Raw genomic sequence first — 14,338 nt, 5'->3', positions numbered from 1 at the left:
TCCTCAGCTTCCGTCCGTTGGCCAGCTTCAGCCTGCGCCGGTAAGACCGGTCCGCCGGGCCATCAGCGTTTGCAGCGCGTCAGTTTTTTCCCAGCAGATGATATTCGAAGCCGGCGGCCTCTGCTCGGGCCCGGTCGGCAAAGTTTCTGGTATCAAAGAAATTCTTGTGCCGCATGATTTTTCCCAGGGCCTCAAAATCCAATTCTTTGAATTGATCGTGATGGACGCCCAGCAGCAGCAGATCGCTGTCCCTGGCGGCCTCGCAGATGTCGTTGGTGATGCCGGCCTTGCCTTTTACGAAGGGATCGTAGGCGGCGACCTCTATGCCCTGAGCCCGCAGAAGAGCTTCCAGCTTGATGATGGGGCTCTCGCGCATGTCGTCAACATTAGGTTTGTAGGTGACGCCCAGGATGGCTACTTTCGGGTTCTCCACATCCTTCAGGATCTGGTCGATACGGCCGGTCACATAGCCGGGCATGCTGTCGTTGGTATCGCGGCAGAGATGGATGATGTTAGCGGTGTCGGGCTGCTTTTCCACGATAAACCAGGGGTCTACGGCGATGCAGTGACCGCCCACGCCCGGACCGGGCTGGTGGATATTGACCCGGGGATGCTTGTTGCAGAGCTCGATGACCTCCCATACGTTGATGCCGAGATTTTCGCAGATCTTTGCCAGCTCGTTGGCGAAAGCGATATTGATATCGCGGAAGGTGTTTTCCGACAGCTTGCACAGCTCCGCCGTACGGGAATCTGTCTCGTATATGTTGCCCTTGACAAAGGTCTTGTAAAGCTCGGTTATCTTCCTGGCGGAGGCGTCGTTGATCCCTCCTGCGATCCGGTCATTGTTCACCAGTTCGTTGAGGATCTGGCCGGGAATGACCCGCTCCGGAGAATGGCCGACGAAAAGTTCGTCGCCGATCTTCAGACCGCTTTTTTCCAGAATGGGTACCATTAGGGTATCGACGGTACCGACAGGAGAAGTGGACTCCAGTATGACCAGGTTGCCTTTTTTCAGATAGGGAAGGATGCTCTCCGTGGCGGAGACTACGTAAGCCATATCCGACCGCTTATCCTCCGTGATGGGAGTGGGAACGGAGATGATGAAGACGTCCGCAGCCTCAGGCACGCTGCTTCCGCGGAGCGAGCCTTTTTCCACCACACGGCGTACCAGCTCGTCCAGATGGTTTTCTTCTATAATAATTTTGCCTTCATTCAGCGCTTTGATGACCGCGGGATTTTTGTCCACGCCCACCACGTCGTGGCCGTGATCGGCAAACATGGATGCGGTGGGCAGACCGATATAGCCCAGACCGACAACACAAATTTTCATACTTATTTCCTCCGATACCGGCGATGCCGGTTTTTTTCTTTTGTTTTATTCAGCCGGAAACAGCCATTAAAAACATAACAATCATAGCACAGATCGTGGAAAGTGTAAAGAGAACACCTGCGGCGTCATTTCACGGAGCACAATACCCAGTTGCTTTTTCAGCATTACCGCTGCGGAATGATAGGCAAAGCACCCATACAGACCACACCAGTGCCGCAGAAAGGCGGGCCGCTGTTTCACGGCCATGGATCAGAAATGGGAATTCAACAAATAATATAGATGAAAAACAAATCGACAGTGGAAATGGAAACAGCAGTAGTGGTATAATACCATGTACGGCTTTTCGCAGACGCCTTTTGGGAGTCTATTTTTGACTGACAGGCTGTGCCGCAGTGATTTTGGAATGGACAGGAGGATTGGCGTGGGAGTGAGAGAACAAGGCGCCGCAGGATGGAAGGGCCCGGGCGGACCGGCGGCCGGTGAGCAGATCGACATACTGGGCGTGAAGGTCGACCGGGTGGATATGTCCGCGGCGATAAAACGGTTTTCTGAGATGATGGAGACGCCGGGCTGCAGCCAGATCGTGACGCCCAATTCGGAGATCGTGGTCAACGCCGTAAAGGACCCGGTGCTGGCGGCTCTGATCCGGCAGGCGGATCTGGTGATCCCCGACGGGATCGGACTGGTCTACGCATCGAAGATCCTGGGACAGCCTTTGGGAGAGCGGGTGACGGGGATCGATTTCGCCGACGCGGCGCTGGCCTGGCTGGCCGAACGGGGCGGTTCCGTCTATTTCCTGGGCAGCAAGCCCGACGCAGGGATGGGAGACGGCAGAAGCGTGGCCCGGATCGCGGCGGATAAGAAAAAAGAACAGTACTCCGGCCTGCGCATCGCGGGAGCCAGGGACGGTTATTTTAAAGAGCAGGACGAGGAGGAGATCGTGGAGGAGATCAACCGTTCCGGCGCGGATTTTCTCTGCGTAGCGCTGGGATCCCCCAAACAGGAACTCTTTGTCTCCAGATATAAAGAACGGCTTTCGGTAAAAGCGGCGGTGGGGATCGGCGGCACGCTGGACGTTTGGGCGGGCACTCTTCAGAGAGCGCCGGAGTTTTACAGGAAGCACGGACTGGAATGGCTGTACCGGTTCATCCAGGAGCCGGCCAGATACAAGAGAATGGCGGCGCTGCCGCTTTTCATGATAAAAGTAATTGCAAGTAAAGGGAGGAAGAAAGATGGCAATTAATTGCGATATGTTGGCGAAAAAAGCCGCCGACATAAGGGTGGACATCATCAAGGAAGTATTTGCCGCCGGTTCCGGTCATCCGGGCGGTTCGCTGTCGGCTGCCGATATCATGGCCGTGCTGTATTTTTACGAGTTGAATATCAATCCCAAAAATCCGAAAATGGTGGGTCGGGATAAGTTTGTGCTCTCCAAGGGACACGCGGCTCCTGCGCTATATGCGGCGCTGGCGGAAAAGGGATTTTTCCCGAAGGAAGAACTGCTGGGGCTGAGAAAGCTGGGCCACATGCTGCAGGGACATCCTTCCATGGCGAAGGTCCCCGGTGTGGAAATGTCCACGGGTTCCCTGGGACAGGGATTTTCCGCTTCGCTGGGCATGGCGCTGGCCAACCGTCTGGACAACAGCACGGCGCGGGTCTATACGCTGTTGGGCGACGGCGAGATCCAGGAAGGTATCGTGTGGGAGGCGGCAATGGCCGCGGCGCACTATAAGCTGGACAATCTGTGCGCCGTATTGGACTGGAACGGACTTCAGATCGACGGGAACAACGACGACGTCATGAAGGTGACGCCTATCGACGGGAAGTTCCTGGCCTTTGGCTGGAACGTGATCTCTGTGAACGGACACGATCTGGAAGAACTTGTAGGCGCCTTCGATCAGGCGAGAGCCCACAAAGGACAGCCCACTCTGATCCTGGCCAAGACCCACAAGGGCCGCGGCGTGTCCTTTATGGAAGATAACGCGGGCTGGCATGGCAAGGCGCCCAGCGAGGAAGAGGCGAGGAAAGCGGTAGCGGAACTGGGAGGTGAATGGTAATGGCAGAGAAGATGGCGACACGGCAGGCCTACGGCGAGGCGCTGGTCGATCTGGGCAGGAAAAATGCCAATGTTGTAGTTCTGGACGCGGATCTCTCCAAGTCCACGATGACGGCTAATTTTGCGAAGGAATTTCCGAAGCGGTTTTTCAATATGGGTATCGCAGAGCAGGATATGTATGGGGCGGCGGCGGGACTGGCCGTTTCCGGAAAGACGGTCTTCGCCAGCACCTTCGCTATGTTTGCGGCGGGAAGAGCTTATGAGATCATCCGCAACTCCATCGGCTATACCAGAGCCAATGTGAAGATCTGCGCCACTCATGCGGGGCTGACCGTAGGCGAGGACGGCGCCAGTCACCAGGCCATCGAGGATATCGCCCTGATGCGGGTGATCCCGGGCATGACGGTGATCAATCCGGCGGACGGCGCGTCCGCGAAGAAGCTGATCGCCGACGCGGCCTCCTTCAACGGACCGGTATATGTGCGGCTGGGCCGGGCGTCGGTGCCGACGATCTACGAGGACACGAGGGACATCCGCATTGGAAAAGGTGTCTGCGTGAGGGACGGTAAAGATTATACGGTCATCGCCACCGGCATTATGGTCAACGAAGCTCTGATGGCTGCGGATATGCTGCAGGAGGAGGGGATCAGCCTGCGCGTAGTGGATATGCATACCATTAAACCCCTCGATGAAGATATCATTGTGAAAGCGGCGAAGGAGACCAGAGGGATCATCACCGCGGAGGAGCATTCCGTTATCGGGGGACTGGGTTCCGCTGTGGCGGAAGTCGTCGTGCAGAAAGCCATGGCAAAGATGAAAATTGTGGGCGTGGAAGACTGCTTCGGCGAATCGGGAAAGCCCGGCGAGCTCATGGAAAAATACGGATTGACTGCAAAGCACATCTGTGAAGCGGTGAAAAACCTCTAGCGGAAGCGGACGGTCTGAAAGGGGAAAGCGGATATGAAAAAAAGAAGTCTGGCTTTGCTGCTGGCACTTCTGTGCGTGGTTTTTTCTGTCCTTTCCGCCTGCGGTTCCGCGGACGGAAAGATGAAAGAGATAGTGGCTTCGGATGGGACGATCCAGTGCCTTGTGCCGGACAGCTGGCAGGATCTTGAGGGCCAGCTGAATCAGGTCGCCTCCCTTGAGGCGGCGGATGTGGGCACAGACTGTTACATGGTGGCCATTCCGGAGCTGAAAGACGATTTTGATGCGGATCTGAATCTGGAAGGATACAATAAGATCATTATCGGGAACGTCACAAAAATGGCGGAAGACGCCGAGATCATCAGTTCGGAAAACATTGAACTTGGCGGAGATCCGGCTATCCTCACCAAGGTAAAAGGAACGGTGGAAGGCGTAAAGATCATGTACTGGGTCTGCTCTGTGGAGTTTCCCAGTTACTATACCCAGGTGATGGGCTGGACGCTCTCAGGCAAGGCGGACAAATACGAGGACCAGATCGTGTCCGTCGTGCGCTCCGTGACGGAGATACCGAAGGATGGGCCGGAGGGAACGCCGGAGGACGGCGCCGATCAGTAGGCCCGCCCGCCGGGGCTGCAGTGCCGGTCTTGGCTGCAGGCCTCTGAGCATTACGGCATTTGTGCCAGCTTGTATAATTTTATGGAATATTGAACTCCCTCCCCGAATAGATTGAATTAAGATTTGTTCGGAGGAGGGAGTTTTATCGTGGGTAAGACAGGAGTTTTGAATAAGATCAGACTGCCGCAGAAAAAGACGGCAGTGAAGGCGGCAATCGCCTTAATCGTCATTATTCTAGTGATTGGAGCGATCGTATTTATGTTCAGCGGAGAAAAGAAAGTGGAGTATTCAGTGCTGGGAGATAAAGAGATCCCCCAGGACATCGTCAGCCAGGTCATTCCGGAATACCGGCAGCTGGAACGGGCGCTGGCCTGCGTGGTGGACGGCAAGGTCTACGTGGTGGCCTCCAGAGGCGAGAAGCCCACGTCCGGCTACGAGATCGCCATCGACAAGATGGCCCTCTCCGAAAAGGACGGAACGAAGACGCTGGTGGTCTACACGAAGTTCAAAGACCCCAGCGCCGGCACAGCTCTGACCCAGGCCATCACCTACCCCATTCAGGTGGCGGAGACCAGTCTGACCGATCTGCCGGATCAGATCGAGCTGAAGGTCCAGTACGTGGAATAGGGCGGCCGGAGACGCAGCCTGGACTTGTGTGGGATCACTGCGGAAAAACCACTCTCGCGGATAGCGCGGGAGTGGTTTTTAATTTTTTGCTTCCTGTGTTCACTGAACCAGTTTCATATAGAGAATGGGGTAGGGGTTGCCCTGTTCGTCCATCTCGGAACGTCCATATACCTGAAAGCCCATGTGTTCGTAAAATCCCTTCGCCTGTGGGTTTTGCTCGTTCACGCCTACTTCGTTGACAGAGAAGTGTTCTATTCCATAGAGGATCAACTGTTTCCCCAGTCCGCATCCTCTGTTTTTGGGGTGAATAAAGAGCATCTCCAGCCTGCCGCCGTCGATCCCCATGAACCCGCAGGGTTCCGTCCGGTCATCGACGGCGACGACCAGACGGGGAATTTCTTTTAAAGCTGTGGGAACGTACGGGGCGATCCCTTCGATCTCCTCATCAGATAAAAAGAAATGCGTAGCTTTTACCGATTCTTTCCAGATCAGACACAGCTGTCCGATCAGGGTCTCTGTCCGTTCCTGTACCGTAAAGATAGTCATGGCTCCCCTCCTGTTTTTCTTTCATTAGGCATTTTTATGGCATGTGAGTTGCGGCAAGTCACATTTTGATGAGTGTAATAAGTGTAACAGATGATGTTTTTTACTTTAAATTCAAAAGGCCCGTCTGTCAAGCACCTGGGATGAGGTCTGTCAGATGTCTGAAGCACAGATGGGGAAGATGGGCGGTCCGGCCAAATAGGGAGGTCCAGCAGGATCCACGCCTGAGAGGGCGCTGGATCTATTCAGCTAGCCGGAGATGGGAAGATGCGTGGCGCGGTTGACATTTTAAATAATATATAGTAATATTTGTAATATAAACAGCGAAGAAGATAAGGGGCATGGCGAGCCAGATCAGGCTGTGTTGGGAACGGCGGCCACAGCAGCCACAGCAGCCACGGGAGATAGCAGCCACGGGAGACACAGAGACCGAACGCATGACCGGGAGAAGGGTCAGTCTATGGACAAAAGGGGATGGAGGCAAGGGATGGAGAGGTTAAAAGAGAAGCGAAAGGGAGACTGCGGCGAAGGGGAACGGGACAACGCCGGGCGGGAACGGATACTGGCCAGACCCGCGGAGAAAGCGGATCGCTGGCGGATCGGTCTGACAGGGCTGACTCCGGGAGCGGGCGTCAGCTTTCTGACGGCCTGTCTGGCGGGATATCTGGCGGAAAAAGAGGGTTGGACGCCGGCGGTGGCGGAGCTGGGGGACGGGGGACTGTACGACAGTCTGGGCATGGAGCGGCGCTTCATCTACCGGGAGTATCGTTCCTTTCTGCGGGCCGCCACAGGCAGCGTCAATCTCCACAGTCTGAGCAATATGGAGGAGGGAGTGAACTGGGCGCTGAAAACGCCGGCGGAACAGTCGGAACGACCGGGGTACAGAGAAGCCCTGCGCCTGATCTACGGAATATCCGGGGACGCGGTACTCTTTGATCTCTCAGGAAGGAATGATGAGGAAGGCTGGCTTCTGCTGAAAGAGATGGACCTTATTCTGGGCGTGGTGGACCCGATGCCCGCCCGTCTGCTGGCAGGCAGATCCACACTGGAACGCTGGAAGCTCTCGGGCCTGCCGGTCCGCATTCTCGTGAACAAAGATAACCGGGGCGTAGACAGAAAAGAACTGCAGCGGTTTCTGAAGATCCGCAGACCGGAGACGATCCCCTATCTGGATCCCCGGTATTTATATTCGGTCCAGTACAGGGGCGGCATGCCCTGGGGAGAGCCGGAGATCCGCCGGCAGCTTGAGCCCGCCTTCCACCGCCTTTTTTCCGGACTCTGCGGCGGTCTGTAGCGCCGCCGGGTCCGGCCCTGTCTTTTGACGCTAGCGCACCTGGATCCGGGCTTCCGGCGCGGTGAGAAGTCCCTTTTCGGTGACGACGGCGTCCATTCGGAGGTCGTGATCTTCCGCCGGCAGTCCGGGGAGCACCTGAAAATCATAGGCCAGACCGATGACCGGCACGTCAGGCCGCAGACCGGGCAGAAAGCGGTCGTAACAGCCTTTTCCGTAGCCCAAACGATTTCCGAAAACATCGAAAGCCACGCCGGGGACGATGACCAGATCAATGTCGGCGGACCGGCAGCGCTGGCAGCGGGAAGGGTCGGGTTCAAGTATGCCCATAGGGGACTGGAGCAGGTCGTCCTCAGATTCCACATAGTAGGGTAGAATATCGAAGTTTTTGTCGGTGCAGGGCAGCGCCGTCTTCTTTTTTTTCAGGCTGTAAGCCAGCAGGGGACGGGTGCCCGCCTCGGAATGAAAGCTGCAGTAGAGCATGACTGTATCCGCCTGACGGTAGACTTCCAGGGAAGAGACGAAAGCTCCCAGTATTTTTTCCGTTTCCGATACGAAATGGGGCGGAAGGCTTTTTCTCATATGCAGCATCTCTCTGCGGATCGTTTCTTTTTCCATAAATCTTTCATCCTCTTTTCTCATTCGGGACATGGCTGCCGCCGCGCTGCGGCGCCTTTCGGCAGGAAGCTCCAGAATGTTCACGTTTTCTACATCTAAATGTAATCAATATGTAATATGATAAGGTATTTCTAAAACGTTTGTTTTATATTATAATATTTTGTAGACATTTGCGCAAGCTCATGGGATCGTCTGCAGCGGACCAAGGGGCTGGGGCCCCTGCAGCAGGTGGAGGCGGACAGGCCCGGCGGGCGCGGTCAGTGGGAAAGGGAGGACTTCTTGAAATGATTGAATTTCAGAATGTCACAAAAACGTATGGGACAAATGTTGGGCTTCAGGACGCCAACATTCACATAGATAAAGGTGACTTTGTATTTCTGGTAGGGCCCAGCGGGGCCGGAAAATCTACATTTATTAAGCTGATATTGAAAGAGATCGACGCGGACAGCGGCAAGATCCGGGTCAACGGCATCGACGTGACGAAGCTGTCCAACCGGGGCGTACCGAAACTGAGACGGAGCACAGGCATCGTGTTTCAGGATTTTCGACTACTGCCGAAAAAAACGGTATTCGAGAATGTGGCCTTCGCCATGGAGATCGTACATACCAGTCAGAGAACGATCCGCAGGCAGGTCCCTCAGGCGCTGAGTCTGGTGGGCATCAGTTCCAAGGCGGATAAATATCCCAGCGAGCTCTCCGCCGGCGAACAGCAGCGCGTCGCCATCGCCAGAGCTATCATCAACAATCCCACCGTCCTGATCGCGGACGAGCCTACGGGAAATCTTGACCCGGATACGGCATGGGAAATCATGAAACTTTTAGAACAGATCAACCGCAGGGGAACTACCATCGTTATGGTGACCCACGCCAAAGACATCGTGGACCGAATGGGCAAGCGCGTTGTTACAATTGATAAAGGTCATATCGTGAGAGACGACAGAGAAGGAGCGTATGAGTACGATGTTTAGAGGTATCAGATACGCCCTTACACAGGCGTTTACTCAAGTTTTTCGAAACAGGGCCATGACCCTGGCGTCCGTTTTTTCCATCACGGCGATGCTGCTGATACTGGGACTGTTTTTTATACTGGCCGTCAACGTCAATATGATGACGGAGAGCGCGAAACAGCAGTTCGACACGATCCAGATCTATCTCCTGGACGAAACTACCGAGGAGCAGGCGCGGGAGATCATGGAAAATCTGGAGAAAATGCCGGAGGTGGACGGAACCACCTACGTGGACGCGGATCAGGCTATGGTCGAGATGAAGGTGAGATGGGGAGACAACGCGTATCTGCTGGATACTCTGGCGGAGAATCCGTTCCCCAATTCGATCCGCATCAAGCTGGCCGATCTGGAGGGATCGGCTACCGTAGTGGCCGCCGCAGGCAATCTGACCGGAGTTAAGCTGCCGATCAAGGACAACAAGGACATGGTCCAGCAGATCCTTGGCATAACCAACGCGGTGCAGACGGGGGCGCTGGTCATCATCGTGTTCCTGGTGGTGATATCCGTAGTGGTGGTTTCCAATACGGTGAAGCTGACGGTGCTTGCCAGAGAGCGGGAGATCAGCATTATGAAATACGTGGGGGCCACCAACTGGTTTATCCGGGGACCGTTTCTGGCTGAAGGCATGGTGATCGGCTGTATATCGGCGCTCATATCCTCAGGAGTGATCAGTTTTGTCTATTATAAGATTTCCGAGCTGCTGGGGCTGCAGATCATCCGGTTTACAGCGCTGGTCCCGGAAGTATTTCTGGTAAAAAATCTGGTTTGGATCTTTCTGGCGCTGGGGGTCAGTATCGGCGCCGTGGGAAGTATCATTTCGATGAGAAGATTTCTGGATACGTAGGGGGGACAGGAGATAATGGTACAAAAGAAAAAACACAGATTGATCTGTTACGCGCTGTGCGCGGCGATGCTCACTTCCTTCTGGTCGCTGGGGCTCACCTTCGCCGGCGAGACCGACGATCTCAAGGATCAGCTGGATCAGGTCAACGCCAACAAGACTCAAGTTCAGAACCAGCTGGACGAAGGTAAGAAAGAGGCGAAAAAGCTGAATCAGGAGATCTCGGATCTGGAGGCGCAGATCAACGCTACGCAGAAGGAGATCAACAATATTCAGGGCGATATCAGCGAGACGAAAAAAAGCATCGCGGCTACGGAGAAAAATCTGAAAGAGATACAGGAGCAGATGACCATTCAGAACAGCAATATGAACGATCGTCTGGTGGCCATGTATGAAAACGACGACATGAGCATGCTGGAGGTACTGCTTGGTTCCGCCAGTATATCGGAATTTCTGACCAATCTGGATCTGATGCAGCGGATCTATGAAAGCGATATGGAACTGCTGAAGTCCATGCAGGAGACCCACGATAAAGTGGAGAAGCAGAAAAAAGAACTGGAGACCATGAAGGCCAAGCTGGTAGCGCAGCAGCAGCAGCAGGCCGCCAAGCAGGATTCGCTGGAAGCGGATCAGAATGTTGTGGAGGCCAAGAAATCCGAAGTGGATAAGAACAACGCGGCGCTGACCGCACAGGTCGACGCCTTCAACAAAGAGGCGGCGGCGCTGAGTTCGCAGATCCGGGCGCTTCAGGGAGACGGCGTGTATTCGGGCGGAGCGCTGTCATGGCCGGTCCCCGGAGTGACGAGGACCACATCTGAGTTCGGATATCGCATCCATCCCATCCTGAATACCAAGAAGCTGCATACAGGTCTGGACATCGGCGCGCCGAAGAACAGCACCGTGTGCGCGGCTGCCGACGGCAACGTTATTATGGCAGGTTGGAACAACAGTTACGGCAATGTGGTCATGATCGATCACGGCAGCGGTATGGTAACTGTTTACGCTCACAACACCTCCCTGCTGGTCAGCAATGGACAGGCTGTGACGAGAGGTCAGGCCATCGCGAAGTCGGGCACCACGGGCATGTCCACGGGTCCCCACGTTCACTTTGAGGTCCGCATCGACGGAAAGTATCAGAACCCGAGGGATTACCTGTAAAGACAGGGGCGGTCAGCGAGGGCGGACGGAAAAACTTTGAGATAGAATACAGAAATGAGATATGAACAGGGAGAGGGAGGCGCAGGCCTCCTTTTCTTTGCTCTGAAAGGATAATCACAATGGCACAGACCAAAAAGCGGCAGTGGATCCTGCCTGAAGATACGGATACGGAGGAGAGCGGAGGAGGTGTGCAGAACCGGACGGCCGCCGGCGGAGCCGGTGCGGAGGCCGCGGTCCATCCCGCTCTGCGCCGTCTTCTGGCCGGGCGGGGCGTCAAAAGTCAGGAGGAACTTGAGGAATTTCTATCAAACCGTCCCCAGCTGACTTACGACCCTTTTCTCATGAAGGACATGGAGACCGCCGCGGCGAGGATCCTCACAGCGGCCGAAAGGGGCGAGCTGATCTGTGTATACGGCGATTACGACGCGGACGGCGTCACTTCGTGCAGCCTGCTGCTCACCATACTGGGAAAGCTGACGGAGCGTCTCATGTACTATATACCCTCGCGTTTTGAGGAAGGTTACGGACTGAACGAGGAGGCGGTGCGGTCTTTGTGGGAGAAAGGCGTCGGCCTGCTGGTCACTGTGGACTGCGGCAGCGTTTCCTGGAAGGAAGTGGAGCTGGCAAAAGAGCTGGGGATGGATGTGATCGTCACCGATCACCACAACATCAACGGCAGCCGGGCAGCGGACTGCCTGCTGGTCAATCCGAAGCAGGAACAGTGCGGGTACCCCTGCAAGGTCCTGTGCGGCTGCGGCGTGGCTTTCAAGTTGGCTCAGGCCATCCAGCGCCTGATGGAGAAGCGGGGAGACGGGCGGCTGAAACGATCCGACGTGACGGATACGCTGGATCTGGTGGCCGTGGCCACCATCGGAGATATCGTTCCGCTGGTGGGTGAAAACCGCAGTCTGGTGAAATATGGGCTGAATATACTGAACCAGGGAAAGCGGCCGGGGCTGCGGGCCCTGGCGGAGGGCGCGGGGCTGAAGCTGGGCGAGATCGGTTCCGAGCAGGTGGCTTATATCATCGTCCCCCACCTCAACGCCGCGGGCCGTATGATCTCCGCGGACAAGGGAGTAGAGCTGCTCACCGATACGGAAAAGGGCGCGGAGGCGGACCGCAGAAGAAAAGAGTCGGTGGAATTTCTGGTAGAGAACAATAAGGAACGGAAGCGGGTACAGGAAAAGACTTTTGGCGAATGCAGACAGATCGTAACGGAAAATCATCCGGAGGATCTGTTTCAGGTCATCCACGCGCCCCAGGCGCACGAGGGGATCGCAGGGATCGTGGCGGGAAAGATCAAGGATGTGTATTTTCGGCCCGCGATCATCGTCACGCCTTCCGGCGACGGTTTCCTGAAGGGGACCGGCCGCAGCGTGGAGGGAATCGACCTTTACGCCCTGCTATCCTCCCATTCTGATCTCTTTCAGCGGTTCGGAGGGCACAGCGGGGCCTGCGGTTTTCTCATGAAGCAGGATTTTCTGCCGGAGCTGCGGCGGCTGCTGAACGAGGATGTGGCGGCGCTGACCGGAGAAGAACCGGATCTGCTGACAGAGCGCATCCGCATCGAAGGCGTGCTGTCGCCCGCCGATCTGACCCTGAAATTTCTGCGGGAGGCCGATAAGATCGCTCCCTTTGGACATATGAACCCTCAGCCGGTTTTTGCACTGAGGGACGTGGAGATCAGAAAACCTTATTTCATGGGGGACAACAGGCAGCATGTGAGATTTCAGGCCTGCCGTGACGGCGTCACCGTGAACTGCATCCTGTTTCAAAACGCGGCTGATTATGAGGAAATGCTCCGGGAGGGCGCGCGGGCCGACGTGGCGGGCTGTCCGGGGATCAACGTCTGGAATGGAGTTTCCAAAATACAATTTGTAATCCGGGATATAAAGTGATATATTGGAAAAGTAATAATTACCGGGAGCACGGGGCGGCGGCGCCGCGGTACTGCGGGAGCCGGCGGAGGGCGGCAGAGATCAGCATGGCCTTTCACGGCGAAATGCGGGCGGCGGCGCACGGCGACGATAGATCGCGCCCGGAAGAAAGGGATTTTGCAGGATGCTGGAGATTAAAAAACGAAATTTGATCTTTCTTATCATCGTGGCGCTGCTCTGCGGCGGCGCGGGGGCCGGAGGGTTTGTCTACTCCGTGATGAGACCGCCGGAAACGGCGATGAAAGAGATCAGCCAGACGGATTACGAGGAATATCAGTATTATAAAGATACTTATGCAAAGCTGGACGAACTGAAAAAATTCGTCACCGACAATTTCTATGTCAAGGTGGACGACGAAAAGCTGTTCGATGGGATCTACAAAGGATTGTTCGCAGGCACCGGCGACATTTACTCGGGCTACTATACAAAGACGGAGTATGAATCTATGATGGCCAGCACCACCGGCGAGTATTCCGGTATCGGCGTGACGATCTCACCGGATGAGCAGGGATACATCGTGGTGGTGGCGCCTACGGACGGCACGCCCGCCGACAAAGCAGGCGTCAAGGCCGGCGACCGGATCATCAAGGTGGACGGCGAGCCGTATACGGGCGAGACCATGGACCTGGCGGCTTCCGCCATGCGTGGAAAGGCCGGCACCAAAGTAGAGATCACGCTGCTGCGGGCGGGGAGCGGAAAAGAAGAAACGCTGACGCTGCGCCGTGAGAAGATCGTCAGCAAATCGGTGTCCGCCAAAATGCTGGAGGATAATATCGGCTACATCCGCATCAGCGCTTTTGAACAAAACACAGCGAAGGATTTTGAGACGGAGCTGCACAACATGGAAGTGAAGGGCGCGGCCGGCGTGGTCATCGACCTGCGGGGCAACGGCGGCGGGCTGGTGGACGCCAGCGTGGATATCGCCGATCGCCTGCTTCCTGAAGGGACGATCACCTATACGGAGGATCAAAAGGGAGAGCGCCAGTATTACAAGTCCAAATCAGGCGCAACGGAACTGCCCTACGTGCTGCTGGTGGACGGCGGTTCGGCCAGCGCCTCGGAAATTCTGGCTTCGGCGGTGAAGGACAACGACGGAGGGCTGCTGGTGGGCACCAGGACCTTCGGAAAGGGCATCATTCAGATGATCGAGCAGCTGAAGGACGGAGACGGGATCAAGCTGACCATTATGCAGTATTTCTCTCCCAACGGGACGCCGATCCAGAAGAAGGGCATCGAACCTGACATTGAGGTGAAGCTGACCGAGGACGATTATGACGAGGACGGCGTGCTGGTAAACGACAGACAGCTGGAGAAAGCGGTGGATCTGCTGAAGAAGGCGGAATAGGCCAGACAGACACTGATCCAGGAAAAGGACAAACGACGGGGACTGC

General features: G+C 55.8%; 14 protein-coding genes. 11 read left to right on the top strand and 3 right to left on the bottom strand.

Annotated features, from left to right (window positions below):
- Positions 1 to 79: 79 nt before the first annotated feature.
- Positions 80 to 1,330 carry a nucleotide sugar dehydrogenase gene (locus E0E37_RS17000; protein ID WP_130864167.1) on the bottom strand — a complete coding sequence of 417 codons (1,251 nt, stop codon included), beginning with the start codon at positions 1,328 to 1,330 and terminating at the stop codon, positions 80 to 82.
- A 421-nt stretch (positions 1,331 to 1,751) separates the two neighbouring features.
- Between E0E37_RS17000 and E0E37_RS16995 the strand changes: the two genes are divergently transcribed.
- From E0E37_RS16995 to E0E37_RS16975, 5 genes are all read left to right on the top strand, one after another.
- Positions 1,752 to 2,573 (top strand): WecB/TagA/CpsF family glycosyltransferase, encoded by an 822-nt coding sequence (locus E0E37_RS16995; protein ID WP_246019770.1) that lies wholly within the window; start codon positions 1,752 to 1,754, stop codon positions 2,571 to 2,573.
- A complete protein-coding gene (locus E0E37_RS16990) occupies positions 2,563 to 3,387 on the top strand; it encodes a transketolase (protein WP_207302982.1) in 825 nt (274 codons plus the stop codon). Before E0E37_RS16995 ends, E0E37_RS16990 begins: the two co-directional genes overlap by 11 nt.
- On the top strand, positions 3,387 to 4,313 hold the full coding sequence (locus tag E0E37_RS16985; RefSeq protein WP_130864166.1) for a transketolase family protein: 927 nt from the start codon (positions 3,387 to 3,389) through the stop codon (positions 4,311 to 4,313). The genes E0E37_RS16990 and E0E37_RS16985 overlap by 1 nt, the downstream gene beginning before the upstream one ends.
- Before the next feature lie 33 nt (positions 4,314 to 4,346).
- The gene (locus E0E37_RS16980; protein WP_130864165.1) at positions 4,347 to 4,925 is read left to right on the top strand and encodes a hypothetical protein; all 579 of its coding nucleotides are present in this window, start codon (positions 4,347 to 4,349) and stop codon (positions 4,923 to 4,925) included.
- A gap of 147 nt (positions 4,926 to 5,072) precedes the next feature.
- On the top strand, positions 5,073 to 5,552 hold the full coding sequence (locus tag E0E37_RS16975) for a protease complex subunit PrcB family protein (RefSeq protein ID WP_130864164.1): 480 nt from the start codon (positions 5,073 to 5,075) through the stop codon (positions 5,550 to 5,552).
- Positions 5,553 to 5,651: 99 nt separating this feature from the next.
- Here the strand turns inward: E0E37_RS16975 and E0E37_RS16970 are convergent, their stop codons facing one another.
- A complete protein-coding gene (locus tag E0E37_RS16970; protein WP_130864163.1) occupies positions 5,652 to 6,098 on the bottom strand; it encodes an acetyltransferase in 447 nt (148 codons plus the stop codon).
- A gap of 484 nt (positions 6,099 to 6,582) precedes the next feature.
- Between E0E37_RS16970 and E0E37_RS16965 the strand changes: the two genes are divergently transcribed.
- Positions 6,583 to 7,389 (top strand): P-loop NTPase family protein, encoded by an 807-nt coding sequence (locus tag E0E37_RS16965; protein WP_130864162.1) that lies wholly within the window; start codon positions 6,583 to 6,585, stop codon positions 7,387 to 7,389.
- 30 nt (positions 7,390 to 7,419) lie between these two features.
- On the opposite strand, the gene E0E37_RS16960 is transcribed toward E0E37_RS16965, so the two are convergent.
- Positions 7,420 to 8,004 (bottom strand): 5-formyltetrahydrofolate cyclo-ligase, encoded by a 585-nt coding sequence (locus E0E37_RS16960; RefSeq protein ID WP_165445424.1) that lies wholly within the window; start codon positions 8,002 to 8,004, stop codon positions 7,420 to 7,422.
- Positions 8,005 to 8,288: 284 nt separating this feature from the next.
- On the opposite strand from E0E37_RS16960, the gene ftsE reads away from it, so the two are divergent.
- The 5 genes from ftsE to E0E37_RS16935 all read left to right on the top strand — a co-directional run bounded on the left by ftsE (position 8,289) and on the right by E0E37_RS16935 (position 14,292).
- Positions 8,289 to 8,972: a cell division ATP-binding protein FtsE gene (ftsE, locus tag E0E37_RS16955; protein ID WP_130864160.1), complete on the top strand. Its 684-nt coding sequence runs from the start codon at positions 8,289 to 8,291 to the stop codon at positions 8,970 to 8,972.
- Positions 8,956 to 9,855, top strand: coding sequence for a permease-like cell division protein FtsX (gene ftsX, locus E0E37_RS16950; RefSeq protein WP_130864159.1), 900 nt, complete (start codon positions 8,956 to 8,958; stop codon positions 9,853 to 9,855). The genes ftsE and ftsX overlap by 17 nt, the downstream gene beginning before the upstream one ends.
- A gap of 15 nt (positions 9,856 to 9,870) precedes the next feature.
- The gene (locus E0E37_RS16945; RefSeq protein WP_130864158.1) at positions 9,871 to 11,010 is read left to right on the top strand and encodes a murein hydrolase activator EnvC family protein; all 1,140 of its coding nucleotides are present in this window, start codon (positions 9,871 to 9,873) and stop codon (positions 11,008 to 11,010) included.
- A gap of 119 nt (positions 11,011 to 11,129) precedes the next feature.
- The gene (gene recJ, locus E0E37_RS16940) at positions 11,130 to 12,908 is read left to right on the top strand and encodes a single-stranded-DNA-specific exonuclease RecJ (protein WP_130864157.1); all 1,779 of its coding nucleotides are present in this window, start codon (positions 11,130 to 11,132) and stop codon (positions 12,906 to 12,908) included.
- Positions 12,909 to 13,071: 163 nt separating this feature from the next.
- On the top strand, positions 13,072 to 14,292 hold the full coding sequence (locus tag E0E37_RS16935) for a S41 family peptidase (RefSeq protein ID WP_130864156.1): 1,221 nt from the start codon (positions 13,072 to 13,074) through the stop codon (positions 14,290 to 14,292).
- Positions 14,293 to 14,338 lie beyond the last annotated feature (46 nt).

Origin of the sequence: Bacilliculturomica massiliensis, from assembly GCF_900605495.1 — a bacterium.
Lineage (GTDB): Bacteria > Bacillota > Clostridia > Peptostreptococcales > Anaerovoracaceae > Bacilliculturomica > Bacilliculturomica massiliensis.
Note: the sequence above shows the minus strand (reverse complement) of the source record. Positions and strands in the feature narration are given on the sequence as shown.